At 66.9% G+C, this 12,933-nt stretch carries 16 protein-coding genes; 6 read left to right on the forward strand and 10 right to left on the reverse strand.

Going from position 1 to position 12,933, the window contains the following annotated elements; translation table 11 throughout:
• Positions 1–244: 244 nt before the first annotated feature.
• Positions 245–1,393 carry an NAD(P)/FAD-dependent oxidoreductase gene (locus AC2IR1_RS21625; RefSeq protein WP_486474039.1) on the reverse strand — a complete coding sequence of 383 codons (1,149 nt, stop codon included), beginning with the start codon at positions 1,391–1,393 and terminating at the stop codon, positions 245–247.
• 297 nt (positions 1,394–1,690) lie between these two features.
• On the reverse strand, positions 1,691–2,458 hold the full coding sequence (locus AC2IR1_RS21630; RefSeq protein ID WP_486474040.1) for a DUF1013 domain-containing protein: 768 nt from the start codon (positions 2,456–2,458) through the stop codon (positions 1,691–1,693).
• 162 nt (positions 2,459–2,620) lie between these two features.
• On the opposite strand from AC2IR1_RS21630, the gene AC2IR1_RS21635 reads away from it, so the two are divergent.
• The 3 genes from AC2IR1_RS21635 to AC2IR1_RS21645 all read left to right on the forward strand — a co-directional run bounded on the left by AC2IR1_RS21635 (position 2,621) and on the right by AC2IR1_RS21645 (position 5,167).
• A complete protein-coding gene (locus AC2IR1_RS21635) occupies positions 2,621–3,250 on the forward strand; it encodes a ribonuclease T2 family protein (RefSeq protein WP_486474041.1) in 630 nt (209 codons plus the stop codon).
• A gap of 328 nt (positions 3,251–3,578) precedes the next feature.
• Positions 3,579–4,226, forward strand: coding sequence for a hypothetical protein (locus AC2IR1_RS21640; RefSeq protein ID WP_486474042.1), 648 nt, complete (start codon positions 3,579–3,581; stop codon positions 4,224–4,226).
• Between the two features lie 338 nt (positions 4,227–4,564).
• Entirely contained in the window at positions 4,565–5,167 is a 603-nt protein-coding gene (locus AC2IR1_RS21645; protein ID WP_486474043.1) for a hypothetical protein, read from the forward strand.
• A gap of 97 nt (positions 5,168–5,264) precedes the next feature.
• On the opposite strand, the gene AC2IR1_RS21650 is transcribed toward AC2IR1_RS21645, so the two are convergent.
• Entirely contained in the window at positions 5,265–6,239 is a 975-nt protein-coding gene (locus AC2IR1_RS21650; RefSeq protein ID WP_486474044.1) for an NAD(P)H-quinone oxidoreductase, read from the reverse strand.
• Positions 6,240–6,300: 61 nt separating this feature from the next.
• Positions 6,301–7,008: a COQ9 family protein gene (locus tag AC2IR1_RS21655; RefSeq protein WP_486474045.1), complete on the reverse strand. Its 708-nt coding sequence runs from the start codon at positions 7,006–7,008 to the stop codon at positions 6,301–6,303.
• A 262-nt stretch (positions 7,009–7,270) separates the two neighbouring features.
• Between AC2IR1_RS21655 and rpsU the strand changes: the two genes are divergently transcribed.
• Positions 7,271–7,477: a 30S ribosomal protein S21 gene (rpsU, locus tag AC2IR1_RS21660; RefSeq protein ID WP_005614280.1), complete on the forward strand. Its 207-nt coding sequence runs from the start codon at positions 7,271–7,273 to the stop codon at positions 7,475–7,477.
• A 157-nt stretch (positions 7,478–7,634) separates the two neighbouring features.
• Here rpsU and AC2IR1_RS21665 read toward each other — a convergent pair whose 3' ends face one another.
• Both AC2IR1_RS21665 and AC2IR1_RS21670 read right to left on the reverse strand, forming a co-directional pair.
• Positions 7,635–8,108, reverse strand: coding sequence for a hypothetical protein (locus AC2IR1_RS21665; protein WP_486474046.1), 474 nt, complete (start codon positions 8,106–8,108; stop codon positions 7,635–7,637).
• Between the two features lie 239 nt (positions 8,109–8,347).
• Complete coding sequence (locus AC2IR1_RS21670) at positions 8,348–8,899, reverse strand: flavodoxin family protein (RefSeq protein ID WP_486474047.1); 552 nt, start codon at positions 8,897–8,899, stop codon at positions 8,348–8,350.
• 207 nt (positions 8,900–9,106) lie between these two features.
• On the opposite strand from AC2IR1_RS21670, the gene AC2IR1_RS21675 reads away from it, so the two are divergent.
• Positions 9,107–9,832, forward strand: coding sequence for a hypothetical protein (locus AC2IR1_RS21675; protein WP_486474048.1), 726 nt, complete (start codon positions 9,107–9,109; stop codon positions 9,830–9,832).
• A gap of 184 nt (positions 9,833–10,016) precedes the next feature.
• Here the strand turns inward: AC2IR1_RS21675 and AC2IR1_RS21680 are convergent, their stop codons facing one another.
• A complete protein-coding gene (locus AC2IR1_RS21680; RefSeq protein WP_486474049.1) occupies positions 10,017–10,472 on the reverse strand; it encodes an Lrp/AsnC family transcriptional regulator in 456 nt (151 codons plus the stop codon).
• Between the two features lie 111 nt (positions 10,473–10,583).
• Positions 10,584–11,021, reverse strand: a complete 438-nt coding sequence (gene mscL / locus AC2IR1_RS21685; RefSeq protein WP_486474050.1) for a large conductance mechanosensitive channel protein MscL — start codon at positions 11,019–11,021, stop codon at positions 10,584–10,586.
• A gap of 166 nt (positions 11,022–11,187) precedes the next feature.
• On the opposite strand from mscL, the gene AC2IR1_RS21690 reads away from it, so the two are divergent.
• On the forward strand, positions 11,188–11,877 hold the full coding sequence (locus tag AC2IR1_RS21690; RefSeq protein WP_486474051.1) for a glutathione S-transferase family protein: 690 nt from the start codon (positions 11,188–11,190) through the stop codon (positions 11,875–11,877).
• 306 nt (positions 11,878–12,183) lie between these two features.
• Here the strand turns inward: AC2IR1_RS21690 and AC2IR1_RS21695 are convergent, their stop codons facing one another.
• Together AC2IR1_RS21695 and AC2IR1_RS21700 are read right to left on the reverse strand one after the other, a co-directional pair.
• Positions 12,184–12,630 carry a YtoQ family protein gene (locus tag AC2IR1_RS21695; RefSeq protein ID WP_486474052.1) on the reverse strand — a complete coding sequence of 149 codons (447 nt, stop codon included), beginning with the start codon at positions 12,628–12,630 and terminating at the stop codon, positions 12,184–12,186.
• Positions 12,631–12,634: 4 nt separating this feature from the next.
• Positions 12,635–12,928, reverse strand: a complete 294-nt coding sequence (locus AC2IR1_RS21700) for an alkylphosphonate utilization protein (RefSeq protein ID WP_486474053.1) — start codon at positions 12,926–12,928, stop codon at positions 12,635–12,637.
• Positions 12,929–12,933 lie beyond the last annotated feature (5 nt).

The raw sequence follows: 12,933 nt of genomic DNA on the forward strand, positions 1-12,933 counted from the left end.
GGAAAGGCGCAGATCAGCGCACGCGGCCCTGCTGCTTCAACCCGCCGAAAATACTCCGGGGGAGTCTCCGGCACGGAGACGGGGGCAGAGCCCCCTTCCCTGTTCATTTGTCGCCTCTGGCGACAGGGGGGCAGAGCCCCCTTCCCTGTTCATTTGTCGCCTCTGGCGACAGGGGGGCCGAGCCCCCTTCCCTGTTCATTTGTCGCCACTGGCGACAGGGGGGCAAAGCCCCCTTCCTTCCCCGTCAGACCGCGACGGCCACTTCGGAGGCCCAGCCGGGCAGATCGGTGCCCGAGACCTTCAACGCGCCCAGCCGGCCCAGTTCGTCGGAGTTCTTGGCGCCGCGCCCGCCGCCGGCGAAGGCGGTGTAGACCCGATCCGAGAGCGCCGCGAAATGCGGGATGTTGTCCGGCGTGTAGGTGGTGACGCAGGCGGCCGAGGAGGTCGAGAGGATGTCGAGCCCGGGCATGCGCGCGCGCATCAGGCTGTCGACATAGGCCGCGACCTCCGGATCGCCGGTGCCGCGGAACCAGTCGGTCAGCGCCTCGGGCGTATTGAGCGCATTGTCTGCCCGGTCGCCGCCCATCTTGAGGTAGAGCTTGCCATCCGGGTAGCGGATCGGCGGCAGCATGTAGGGGTCCTCGCCATTGGGCAGGAGGGCGATCAGCGTGGGCATGGTGGAGAGGCGGGCGGCCTCTGCCTCGGACACCTCGAAGAAGACCACGGTGCGGGCGTAGACCTTGAAGGGCAGCGTGCTGCCCAGCAGGGCACGGGTGAAGCCGCCGGTGGCCACCAGCACACGGTCCGCCGAAAGCCTGTCGCCCGAGGCGAGGCGCAGGGAGACGCCCTGCGCGTCTTCGTCGAGGCCTGTCACGTGATCGCGCAGCAGGGTCGCCCCGGCCGCCGTCGCCGCGGCGATCTGGGCGCGGACCATGGCGCGGGGGTTCACCACGCCCGACAGGGTGGTTTCATGCAGGCCGAGGGTGCCCGGTTCGAAGGCGAAGAAGGGGAAGCGTTCGGCCAGTTCGGCGTCGCGCAGGGTATCGCAGGGCACCTCGTCCCGGTCGCGGGTTGCTTCCAGCCGGTCCATCTGCACCGAGCCTTCAGGCCCTGCCATGAGCGAGCCCACCTCGGAGAAGAAGCTCACGCCGGAGCTGGCTTCGAGCGCGCGGTAGCGGGCGATGGAGGCGCGGGAGGCGCGGGACCAGAAGAGCCAGGGGTCGAGCTGCCGGGTGATGCGCCCCTCGTCGTAGTGGGAGCCGAAGGGGCCGGTCCATCCCGCCGCATCGGCGGGTTCTGCGGGCCCCACGAGGGTGACCCGGTGCCCCATGGCGGTGAGGTGGCGGGCAGCGGCGGAGCCGATCATCCCCGCGCCGATCACGGCGATATGCATGTTTGTCCTTTCAAGTGCGACTGGCCTTTCAAGTGCGACTGGCCTCTCCAGTTCCCTTGGCCTTTCAGCGCCAACCGTCCTGCGCGTTCGGCCACCGCGTTCGGCCGTCCGGGGGAGCATTGTCGCGCCCCGGCGGAGTTGCAAGCCCCCGCCCCTTGCCGCCCCCGCGTCATGCAGCCCCGCTTAGGGCAGGTGGCGCAGCGACGGGCAGCCGGACGGCAAAAGGCCCGCCGGGGGGACCGGCGGGCCTTTCGGAAAGGATGTCGATTACGCCCTGCGGGGGCGCGGGCGAGACGATCAGCGGTCGTCTTCGTCCTCGTCGTCGCCGCCGCCCTTGGGCAGGTTGAAGAAGCTGTCGGCGTCGGGCAGATCGTCGGGGATCAGGTTGTCGTCGTCATCATCGTCATCGCCGGAGAGCGAGAAGGTTTCGAGACCTTCGATCGCCGTCGGGATGCGCGGTTCGGCTTCCATCCCGAGGCTCTGTTCGGTCGAAAGCAGCTTGCGGCGCTCGTCGTCGGTCATCGCCTCGCCGCGCTTGGCGCGTTCGGCTGCGGCCTTCTGCACGGCGGCGTCGAGCTCGGTCTGCTTGCACAGCCCCAGGGCCACCGGGTCGATCGGCTGCATGTTGGCGATGTTCCAGTGGGTGCGTTCGCGGATCGACTGGATCGTCGGCTTGGTGGTGCCCACCAGCTTGGCGATCTGGCCGTCGGTCAGCTCGGGGTGGAACTTCACCAGCCAGAGGATGGAGTTCGGACGGTCCTGGCGCTTGGACAGCGGCGTGTAGCGCGGGCCACGGCGCTTTTCCTCGCCAACGGCGGCGGGGTTGAACTTCAGCTTCAGCTTGTAGAGCGGATCGGCCTCTGCCTTGTCGATCTCTTCCTGGGTCAGCTGGTTGTTGGCGATCGGGTCGAAGCCCTTCACGCCCTGGGCCACTTCGCCGTCGGCGATGCCCTGGATCTCCAGCTCATGCATGCCGGTGAAATCGGCGATCTGCTTGAACGAGAGGGTGGTGTTGTCCACCAGCCAGACGGCGGTGGCCTTGGCCATGATCGGTTTGCCCTGCATGTCTCAACTCCTGAACAACTGCGTCAACGGGCCTGCCGGAAGATACGTCTTTCCCGGGCCCTGGCCTTTCGGCCGGGGCGCATCGCCGGGGCGATGCAGGTTTCCGTTGTCGGGGAACTTGGCCGCTATATAGTCGGCCCCGCCTGAAAATGGAAGAGTGATATGCGCCGCACCCTTGCCCTGCTGATCCTGACGCTTCTGCCGCTTCACGCCGGGGCCGAAGACCGTACGGGAGAGTTCGATTACTACGTGATGTCGCTGAGCTGGTCGCCAGCCTTCTGCGAGGTGGTGGGCGATCCGGAGCAATGCGCGCCGGGGAAGCGGTTCGGCTGGATCCTGCATGGGCTCTGGCCGCAGTACGAGGAGGGCTATCCCCGTAACTGCCGCAGCACGGAACGCAACCCGTCGCGGCGGCAGACGGCGGAGATGGCGGATATCATGGCGACCTCGGGGCTGGCCTGGCATGAGTGGCAGGCGCATGGGCGGTGTTCCGGCCTGTCGGCTGCGGATTACTTCGCCCTGTCGCGGCAGGCCTATGGCGCGGTGACCCGCCCGCCGTTGCTGCGCCAGCTGCGCGAGGACCTGCGCCTGCCGGCAAAGGTGATCGAGGATGCCTTCCTGGAGGTGAACCCGCAGCTGTCCGCCGACGGCATCACGGTGACCTGCCCCGACAACCGCATCCGGGAGGTGCGGATCTGCCTGACGAAGGACCTGGAGCCGCGCGACTGCGGGGTGGACGTGATCCGCGACTGCGCCGCCAGCGCCGCGCTTTTCGATGCGATCGGCGGTTAACCGTCTGAGATCAGCAGAAGTTCGCCTAGGCGAGCGGAACCATCACGGCACAGGTTTAAATTGTTTTGAACCTGACGCATAGTGACGTCACTTAATTCAATTTATTTCATCAATTCCTTTTCATCATCCTTTCTTCGGAGGCATTCCCCCTGACCCGGGCACCGATCGCGCGTGCCGCCCCGCCCTTTCCCGAAGCTGCCGGTGCCTTGACCCAAAGCCCTAACCCAGGGCCTTGAGGGGCCTGTCAGATCGCGTGGCGAGGGCCCTTTTCGACCGTTTTTCTTCAAACCCATCCCATTCGATCCAATCCATTTTCCGGAGGTTTCCCATGTCCTTTTCCAAGGCCGAGCTGGCGCGTGCCGCCCTGTTTCAGCACCTGTTCCTGGCCGATCCCGACGCCCTGATGAAAGACCCCGTGACGGTGCTGACCCGCGCCGCGGCCGAGCTGGCGAAGGAGACCGGCGATGCGCTGCCCTTCTATGCGCTGAATCACCTGAAGGTCGCCGCCGGGGTGATCAGTCCGAAGCTGGAAAAGCCGGTGCTGATCTGCATCCTGCGGGCCCTGGCGCTGGAAACCGCGCTGATGCAGCTGCAGGAAAGCCTGCCCGCCTGGAAAAAGCGCCTGGCCGGGAAGATGCCGCTGAACCTGAAACTGCCGCAGCTGGCGGGGGGCGACGACGATGTCGACAGTTTCCAGGGGCTGGGCGAAAGCGCCTGTCGCGACATGCAGACGATCGCGGCGGACAAGCTGGAAATCTTCCTGAAGGCCGCCATCGCGCTGGACGCCTGCCTGAACGGCAGCGGCGACGCCCTGAGCGGGAACAGCTTCGGCATCACCCTGGGTGCGGATGATGACGCGCCTTCGGGGCCGACGGGATCCTGCACGTCCCTGCGCAACGCCTATGATGCCGCCGCCTGGGATTACCATATCACCCTGATCGGCACGATGGCCGCCTGCGCCAACCGGCTGCCCTGACGCCGTCCGGCATTGGCCGATGGCAAGGGGGCCGATGGCAAGGGCGCGAGACAGATCGCGTGCTTTTCACGGCCCGAGTGCAGGAGCCAGAGTGGAGGGGCAAAATTGTAGGGGCCGCCGCGTAGGGGACGCTGCGGTGCCACGTATCCCCGGTATCCGCGACCGGCAGCGCGCCTATCCTGTCCAGGGTGGCTGCCGCCATGTCCCCCTGCCCGTCCCGTGGTCGCGGAGCCTGCGGGGCGGGCACCCCATTTCAGCATCCCGTCCAAACGCTGCCGCCAGCTTCGGGCGCCCAGTTCAAGGCCCCCAGTTTCAGCACCCAAGTTTCAGGTTTTCCAATGATCAGATCCCGCATCCGCCCGCAGCATCCTGCCTTTGTCCCCTGCCTCACCCTCTGCGTGATGCTGAGCCTCTTCCCCGCCCCGTCACGGGCCGATGCGGTGACCGAGGCCCTGGAAAGCGCGCTGGACCACTACAGGGCGGGGGATCTGTCGATGACCGCTGCCCGCCTGACGGAGGCCGGCAAGGCCCTTGCGACGGTGCAGGCCGGTCTGCTGGGCAGCTACCTGCCCGATGCGCCGGAAGGCTGGGCCCGGGAGGTCGACGCCGGGTCGAATGACGGCATGGCGATGATGGGTATCGGCGGCAGCATGGCAGAGGCACGCTACGACGGGCCGGACGGCGCCCTGGTCACGCTGCGGCTGGCCGCCGACAACCCCATGGTCATGTCCATGGCCGGCATGTTGGGCAATCCGCAGATGATGGCGATGATGGGAGACCTTGTGGAGGTCGGGGAGCAGAAGATGGTCCTTCAGGACGGCGAGCTGTCGGGGCTGGTGGGCGGACGCGTCCTTGTGCAGGTTTCCGGCCCGTCGAAGGAAGAGATGCTGACAGTGCTGTCGGCAATGGATTTCGCCGGGCTGGCCACCTACGACAAGTAGTGGGCGGCCACCCCGAAGACCGGGCCCCAAGATCGGGCCCCAAGATAGGGGCCCATGATCGAGGCGCAGGATAGGGCTTGGGGGTCGGTCGGGCCGATCAGCCGCCGATCTTCAGGACGATCTTGCCGATATGGCCGGAGCCTTCCATGCGGGCATGGGCCCCGGCGGCATCATCCATCGGGAATTCGCTGTCCATCACCGGCGCCACGCGACCGGCGGCCAGCAGCGGCCAGACATGGGTGCGCAGCTCCTCCGCGATCTCGGCCTTGGCCTGATCGGACTGGGCACGCAGGGTGGAGCCGGTCACCGTCAGCCGCTTCATCATGACCTGGGCAAAGTTGACCTCTGCCTTGGGGCCGCCGAGGAAGGCGATCATGACGAGCCGCCCTTCGGTCTTCAGCGCGCGGATGTCGCGGGGGGTGTAGCTGCCGCCCACCATGTCGAGGATCAGGTCGGCACCGCCCACCTGCTTCATCACCTCGACGAAATCCTCTTCGCGGTAGTTGATCGCCCGTTCGGCCCCGAGCGCCTCGCAGGCGGCGCATTTTTCGGGGCTGCCGGCGGTGGCGAAGACACGCGCGCCGAAGGCCTTTGCCAGCTGGATCGCCGTGGTGCCGATGCCGGAGGAGCCGCCGTGGACGAGAAAGACCTCTCCGCCCTTCAGGCGACCGCGGCGGAAGACGTTTTCCCAGACGGTGAAGAAGGTTTCAGGCAGGCAGGCGGCCTGTTTCAGGTCCATGCCCTCGGGCACGGGCAGGCAATGGGCGTAGGGGGTCACGACCTCTTCGGCGTAGCCACCGCCGGGCAGCAGGGCGCAGACCCGGGAGCCGAGCGCCTCTGCGGGGACGGCGGCGCCGATGGCCACGATCTCCCCCGAGGCTTCGAGGCCGGGCAGGTCGGAGGCGCCGGGGGGCGGGGCATACATGCCCGCCCGCTGCAGCGCGTCGGGGCGGTTGACGCCCGCCCAGGCCACGCGGATCCGCACCTCGCCCGGGCCGGGTTCCGGCAGGGGCCGTTCGGCGGGCACCAGGACTTCCGGTCCGCCCGGTTTCGCAATCTCGATCACCCGCATGTCGCGGCTCCCCTCATCCTGTGGTCTGGCTGTTGTCTGGCTTTTGTCCGGTGCGGCCCGGTCAGGGTGCGGCCGGTCCGCTCCGCCCCGGCAGGTCGGAGGCGGCACCACCGGGCGCCTTCACGCGCGAAAGCACGGCCAGCGGGCCCATTTCCATCAACTTGCCGAGCGGCGATTTCATCACCGTGCCCTTCACCTTCTCGAAGCGCATCACGTCGGCGATGCGGCGGTCGAGGAAATCCCAGGTGGCCTGGTGATCCAGCGAATCGTCGCCCAGCCAGTAGAGCACCACGGAGGCATAGACGCCGGAGAGCGTCGCCCGCTTGGAGTACCAGTTGTAATCATCGGAGGTATCGCCCAGCACCGTCCAGATCGCATCGGCTGAGCCCCAGACGGCCTTTGTCCCGTCGGCGGCATATTGCGGCAGCGACAGCAGGGTCATGCCCCGTCGCACCAGCTCCTTGTCGGCAATCTCCAGGCGCAGGCGGATCGCGCGGGCGACCTTTTCGGAATAGCGCATCTCATCATGGGCGCCGGCTGCGGCCTCTGCGGTGAAGAGGCGGGTCATCTCGGCGTCGCCTGCACGGTGGTAGGCCAGCGCCAGGTCCACGGCGCCACGGGGGAAGAGCGCGCGGGCCAGCTCCTCCGAGACGTCGGCATCGGCGGCGGCGGCCTTCAGCGTCTCGCTGCTCCAGCCGTCGAAGGGGACGTGGATCAGGGCGGCCTGCAGGATGCGGGCGGCGGGTCCGGTTGCGGTATCCTCGGTCATGGTGGTGTCCTTTCGGTCGGGCCGTCGGGGTCAGGTCGGGGGCCTGCGGGCGCGCGTTGAGGGCGCACGGTCGGGGCGATCAAACGCCCTTTCCGGGCCGGTGGCAACCACCCGATCCCCCTGATCTTCCTGCCGGAGGAGATAGCACGCGGGGCGCGCGTGCCAAGGGGGGCGCAGGGTAGACAGGTGGGGGGAATCTTGCTATGAGGCCACCTCCTGCAATCTAACAGCAACTCAAACTTAGGAAGGTGGTGACAACCACATGCAGGTTAGTGTTCGCGACAACAATGTCGATCAGGCGCTCCGTGCCCTGAAGAAGAAGCTGCAGCGCGAAGGCGTTTTCCGCGAAATGAAGCTCAAGCAACATTTCGAGAAGCCGTCCGAGAAGAAAGCGCGCGAGAAGGCTGAAGCGATCCGCCGCGCCCGCAAGCTGGCGCGCAAGAAGGCGCAACGCGAAGGTCTCCTCTAAGAGGCTTTTCTTCCTCACGGAAGACCCGACACGAAAAGACGACCCCCGCGGCCCCGCCCCGGGGGTTTGTCGTTTTGGGGAGGTGCTGATGGTGCGGTGGGACCCCGCCTCTGCCCCCTGTAAGGCATTCGGGCCCTGCAAGGACTTCTGGCCGGCGTTACCAGGCAGCCCGGCCTTCCGGGGTCGCCGCCCCGTCCGGAGGCGAGGCCAGGGCGCCCGTGTTGCCGGAGGTATTGCCGGGCGCGACAGGGGCCGTGGCGCCCAGGCCCGGGGCGCGGGGCCCGCCGATGGCCATGCGATCAAGATAGCTGCGCCCGGATGTGAGGAAACTGTCCGCCGGGATCCGGCCAGACCGCCGCATCTGTTCCACCAGGGGGACCTGGCTGTCATCGAAGAGCCCCGCCGTCACCGCGTAGAACCCCGACCGGTCATGGAAGATCGACACATCCTCGAACCCCCTTTCGCGCAGCTGCCAGGCCTGCCGCCGGGCGAGGGTCAGCTCCGGCAGGGCGAAGACCTGCAGGTAGCGGGGGCCGTTGTCCTGAAGCGGTGGCGCAAGATCCGCACGGGCGAAACGGGGGGCAGAGACGGGTGCGGCCAGCAGGGCCAGGGCGGCGAGCCCGCGCAGCACAGCGCGGCGGCTGCGGGCAGGGTCTTGGTAACGGGAATGATCAGCAGCACTGTCATCGGGGAGAACGCCCCCGGGGCAGGCGGAACACGGGGGCTGATCTGGCTGGTGCGTGGGCATGAAAGCTCCTTCATCGGCGAATGGCTTTGCCGATGATAGAAGAGCCGCCCGCCCGGACCCCAGTGACGAAAGCCGTCATGGGAAGCCCCGGATATGCCCGGGGCGCCCTGCCCATCCAGCGGTCAGCCGCCCCAGCGGGCCAGCGCGGTCGCGAAGCGATCCCCGAACAGCCGGGCCGAGGCGGCATCGCCCGGGTCCAGCTGCCCGTCCACGGCGGAGCCGATCGCCAGCCCGAGGAAGGTGCCCGAGGCATTCAGCCCGGCGTTTTCAGGCAGGACCGGGGCGCCGATCACTTCCTGCCCGACCCAGATCATGCCGTGCTGTGCCGCGAAGACCACCATGGATTTCAGGCTCGCCAGCTTGTCCCCGGCCTGCTGGATCCCGCAGGTGAAACCGCCCGCCAGCTTGTCCTTCCAGCGCCGCGCCGTCCAGGTGTCGTGGCCGGTTTCATCCATGAAGGCCTTCATCCCCGCCGCGACGCCGCCCATGTAGGTCGGCGCCCCGAAGAGGATGCCGTCGGCCCGGTCGAGCAAGGCCCAGTCGACGTCTTCGGGATGCAGGACATCGACCAGGTAGACCTCTGCCCCGGCGGCAGCCGCCGCGCCTGAGATGGCCCGGGCCGCGAGGGTGATCGTGCCCGAACCGGACCAATAGGCGATTGCAAGAACGGCCATGTCTTTTCCCGCTGCTGATTGTGCAGGCGCAGAATGCCGCGCCCGGAAGCAGGTCGCAAGCACCCCACCGCCGGCCCCGCCGCCTGCAGGAAACCTGTTTGCGTAACGGATTTATGACGTATAGGTGTCGAATTGAACTGACGAGTTCAGATTCGCACACCGCAGCCAGCCCTCCGGCCCGCCAGCGGACCAGATCCGGAGTTCGAGATGTACAGCCAGACCCAAGCCCCCCAGAGCCATGCCGCCCGGTCGGCAGTGCCCGCCCGACAGGCGACACTGCCGCTTTACGCCCTGTTTATCCTGGGCCATGCCATCGCCCTGCCCTTCGCCTGGTTCGCCCCGGACTATTTCGCGACGGTGCTGATGATCGAGGATGGCCCCTACGAGTACCTGACGGCGCTGTTCCTGCTGATGGCGGGGATCGTGCTGATCTGGCGCGCGACGCAGCTGAAGCGGCTGGACCACCGGGCGCTGGCGGTGCTGACACTGGTCTATGCGGCGCTGTTCATCTTCGTCGCGGGCGAGGAGGTTTCCTGGGGTCAGCGGATCTTTGGCTGGCAGTCGGGGGAATATTTCATCGACAACAACTTCCAGGGTGAAACCAACGTGCACAACCTGGTGGTCGGCCACACGCAGCTGGCCACGTCGCTGTTCGGCAGCTGGCTGACCATCGTGCTTCTGCTCTACCTGCTGGTGCTGCCGCTGCTTTACCCGCGCACGGCCTGGGTGCGGCGCTTCTGCACCCTGCTGGCCGTGCCGGTCCCGCGCCCGCGCCACGCGGTCCTGGCCCTTGCGGCATCGGTGGCCCTGCTGCTGTGCGGAGAGGCCAACCGCCGGTTCGAGATGTACGAGTTCGCCTTCGGCATCATGGCCACGCTGATCTTCCTGGAGCCGCGCAACGGCACGCTTTACGGCGCGCGCGAAGAGGACTGACACGGAGAGGATCGGCTCCGACCGGATCAGGTGTTTCGAGGGCGGCGCGGGAAACCGGGCCGCCTTTTGCGTATTCCGGTCAGGGACGGCAATGCCGGGGCCTGCGAGGGGAGGCCGTGTGAGATCGGGGCCGTTTCAGACTGATGCGCGCTCAGACCGGCACCCTTCTCAGACTGGCCCCTTCTCAGACTGGCAGGGCCGTGGTCTTGAAGACGGTGCGCAGGGCGAAGGAGGATTGCATCCGCTGCACGCCGGGCAGGCGCGCCAGCGACTGGCGGTGGATGCGCGCGAAGTCTTCGGAGCTTTCGGCGATGACCTTCAGGATGTAGTCCGCCGTGCCGGCCATGAGGTGGCATTCCAGCACCTCCGGCACGCGGGAGACGGCGGTTTCGAATGCTTCGAGCAGTTCGTCCGCCTGCCCCGAGAGGCCGATTTCCACGAAGACCGTGGTGGAGAGCTGCATCTTGCGGGCATTGAGCAGGGCGACGTAGTCGCGGATGTAGCCCTCGGCCTCCAGCCGCTGGACGCGACGGTGACAGGCGGATTGCGACAGGCCGACCTTCTCCGCCAGCTCCGCGTTGGAGATGCGGCCCGTGCGCTGCAGCTGGCGCAGGATGGAACGGTCAAGCTGGTCGAGCATCGAAGAACCTCGCGTCATTCCGGCGGCATTTCGCAGAAATCACCGCCGGAAGCCAGAGTTTTCGCAGGTCCCGGTGGCCCGGCCCACAGGCCACCACCGCCGGGCGCGCGATCAGGACTTTTTCAGGGAGTCGCGGATTTCGAGCAGCACGTCGAGCTCGGTCGGGCCGGCGGGCTTTTCCTCGGCCGGGGTTTCGGGCGCTTCCTCTGCCATGATGCGTTCCTTGGCCTTGTTGACGTAGCGCACCAGGAGAAAGACCACGAAGGCGATGATCAGGAAGTTGATCACGGCGGAGAAGAAGGCGCCGTAGGCAAAGACGGCGGCGCCGGCGTCACGGGCGGCGGTCAGGCTGTCGTAGCTGGCATCGCCCGAGAGGACGAAGAAGTTGTTGGAGAAGTCCAGCCCGCCGGTGATCAGCCCGAGGATCGGGTTCAGCAGGTCGGAGACCATGGATTTGACGATGGCCGTGAAGGCCGCGCCGATGATGATGCCGACGGCCATGTCCATGACATTGCCCTTGGCGATGAAAGCCTGAAATTCCTTGAGCATTCCGATCCTGTCCTTCCGATTGCCCCCTGATGTTGTGCTTTTGACGGGGCAGAGCGGCCCCATTTTGCGCCTGTGCCGGAAGAAAGCCAGCCGCTTTCGGGGCCGGGCCGTTCATTTCATGCCCGCAGGGCGTATATCGGGGGCAACACGCAACAGGAGGTGACCCATGTTTCCCGAAGGCTACCTGATCAACGACAAATGGCCGGCCCAGAACCCCGAGATCATCCAGCTTTATTCCTTCCCGACGCCGAATGGTGTGAAGGTGTCCATCGCGCTGGAAGAGATGGGCCTGCCCTACGAGGCGCATCGCGTTCCGCTGGGGGACGAATTCGTCCGCAGCCCGGAATTCCTGTCGCTGTCGCCCAACAACAAGATCCCCGCGATCATCGACCCGAACGGGCCGGACGGCGAGGTGGTCGAACTGTTCGAGAGCGGCGCGATCCTGATCTACCTGGCCGAGAAGTCCGGCAAGCTGCTGCCGCAAGGCGCGGGCAAGTACGAGGTGATCAAGTGGCTGATGTGGCAGATGGGCGGGCTGGGCCCGATGCTGGGCCAGCTGGGCTATTTCTACAAGTTCGCCGGCAAGGAGATCGAGGACCCGCGCCCTGTGGAGCGTTTCATCAACGAGGGCAAGCGGCTGCTCAACGTGATCAACACCCGGCTTGAGGGCAGGGACTGGGTCACGGGCGAATTCTCCATCGCCGATATCGCCATCGCACCCTGGCTGAATGCGACCGAGTTCTACGGCGCCAAGGAAGTGCTGGAGTGGGAGAGCTTCGCCAACCTGCAGCCCTATGTCGACCGGTTCCATGCCCGTCCGGCGGTGGAGAAGGCCAAGAACATCCCGCCACGCTGAACGGCGCGCCCGGCCCCTGTCCAAAGGCCAGGGGCGGCGCGTCGCCGCCCTTGCCGCACCTTCGAACTCCCGGTCCGCGCCCGCCCTGCACCGGCACACGGGCGGAGAGCGTAGGCCAGGATGTTCGAAAAGGGGCTGGGTCAGCTCCGCCCCGCTGCCGGAGGCACGCCGCCCTTCCCCATTCGATGGCCGGAAATACTCCCGCCGGAGGCCCAGGCCATCCACCCGCGCATCGGCCCCCATTGCGGAGACCACGCAGGCAAAGTCAGGCCCGTACCATCAGGCGGTACCATCAGGCGGGCACTGTCAGGCGGGCAGCTTGCCCGTCAGCACGTAGCGCAGGATCTCGACCACCTGTTCCGGGGTTTCGGCCACGGCGAGGGCGGCGGCATCGACCTCTTTCAGGGCGTGGCGGTGATCGGGGCCGTGCAGCACGATCAGCGACTTGCCGAGCGCCGCCGCATAGCCCGCGTCGAAGGCCGCGTTCCACTGCTTGTACTTGTCCCCGAAGCGGACGACGACGACATCGGCCTGCTCGATCCCCATGCGGGTGCGGATCGCGTTGACCTTTGCGCCCTTGTTGTCATGCCAGAAGGGATTTTCCTCTGCCCCCAGGATCGCCACGCCGCAGTCGTCTGAAGCGCCGTGATCCGTCACCGGGGCGGAGAAGGCGATCGCGAGGTCCGAGGCGCCTTCGGTGATGCGTTCACGCCAGTCGGTGTGGATTTCACCGGAAAGATAGACGGAGAGCATGGGCTTACCTCTTCTTCACGAATTCGGTGCGCAGGACGAGGCCGCGGATCTCGGGGTGGCGGCAGTCGATCTCCTCGGGGTTGTCGGTGAGGCGGATCGTCTTGATCACCGTGCCCTGCTTGAGCGTGGTGCCGGCGCCCTTCACCTTCAGATCCTTCACGAGGACGACGGAATCGCCGTCGGCCAAGGGCGTGCCCTGGGCATCCACCACCTGCACCGCATTGCGCGCGGCCAGTTCGGAGGCGGGCATCCATTCGCCGCTTGCCTCGTCGTAGACGTATTCGTCATCATCGCTCATCGGGA

Source organism: Pseudooceanicola sp. NS-SX8 (genome assembly GCF_057380755.1).

What these genes read in the sequence shown, in the direction of transcription:
- AC2IR1_RS21675 (WP_486474048.1), top strand. Translation starts at nt 9,107, where the DNA reads ATGTACAGCCAGACCCAAGCCCCCCAGAGCCATGCCGCCCGGTCGGCA.
- AC2IR1_RS21650 (WP_486474044.1), bottom strand. Translation starts at nt 6,239, where the DNA reads ATGCGGGTGATCGAGATTGCGAAACCGGGCGGACCGGAAGTCCTGGTG.
- AC2IR1_RS21655 (WP_486474045.1), bottom strand. Translation starts at nt 7,008, where the DNA reads ATGACCGAGGATACCGCAACCGGACCCGCCGCCCGCATCCTGCAGGCC.
- AC2IR1_RS21625 (WP_486474039.1), bottom strand. Translation starts at nt 1,393, where the DNA reads ATGCATATCGCCGTGATCGGCGCGGGGATGATCGGCTCCGCCGCTGCC.
- AC2IR1_RS21645 (WP_486474043.1), top strand. Translation starts at nt 4,565, where the DNA reads ATGATCAGATCCCGCATCCGCCCGCAGCATCCTGCCTTTGTCCCCTGC.
- AC2IR1_RS21680 (WP_486474049.1), bottom strand. Translation starts at nt 10,472, where the DNA reads ATGCTCGACCAGCTTGACCGTTCCATCCTGCGCCAGCTGCAGCGCACG.
- AC2IR1_RS21700 (WP_486474053.1), bottom strand. Translation starts at nt 12,928, where the DNA reads ATGAGCGATGATGACGAATACGTCTACGACGAGGCAAGCGGCGAATGG.
- AC2IR1_RS21630 (WP_486474040.1), bottom strand. Translation starts at nt 2,458, where the DNA reads ATGCAGGGCAAACCGATCATGGCCAAGGCCACCGCCGTCTGGCTGGTG.
- AC2IR1_RS21695 (WP_486474052.1), bottom strand. Translation starts at nt 12,630, where the DNA reads ATGCTCTCCGTCTATCTTTCCGGTGAAATCCACACCGACTGGCGTGAA.
- rpsU (WP_005614280.1), top strand. Translation starts at nt 7,271, where the DNA reads ATGCAGGTTAGTGTTCGCGACAACAATGTCGATCAGGCGCTCCGTGCC.
- AC2IR1_RS21670 (WP_486474047.1), bottom strand. Translation starts at nt 8,899, where the DNA reads ATGGCCGTTCTTGCAATCGCCTATTGGTCCGGTTCGGGCACGATCACC.
- AC2IR1_RS21690 (WP_486474051.1), top strand. Translation starts at nt 11,188, where the DNA reads ATGTTTCCCGAAGGCTACCTGATCAACGACAAATGGCCGGCCCAGAAC.
- AC2IR1_RS21640 (WP_486474042.1), top strand. Translation starts at nt 3,579, where the DNA reads ATGTCCTTTTCCAAGGCCGAGCTGGCGCGTGCCGCCCTGTTTCAGCAC.
- mscL (WP_486474050.1), bottom strand. Translation starts at nt 11,021, where the DNA reads ATGCTCAAGGAATTTCAGGCTTTCATCGCCAAGGGCAATGTCATGGAC.
- AC2IR1_RS21635 (WP_486474041.1), top strand. Translation starts at nt 2,621, where the DNA reads ATGCGCCGCACCCTTGCCCTGCTGATCCTGACGCTTCTGCCGCTTCAC.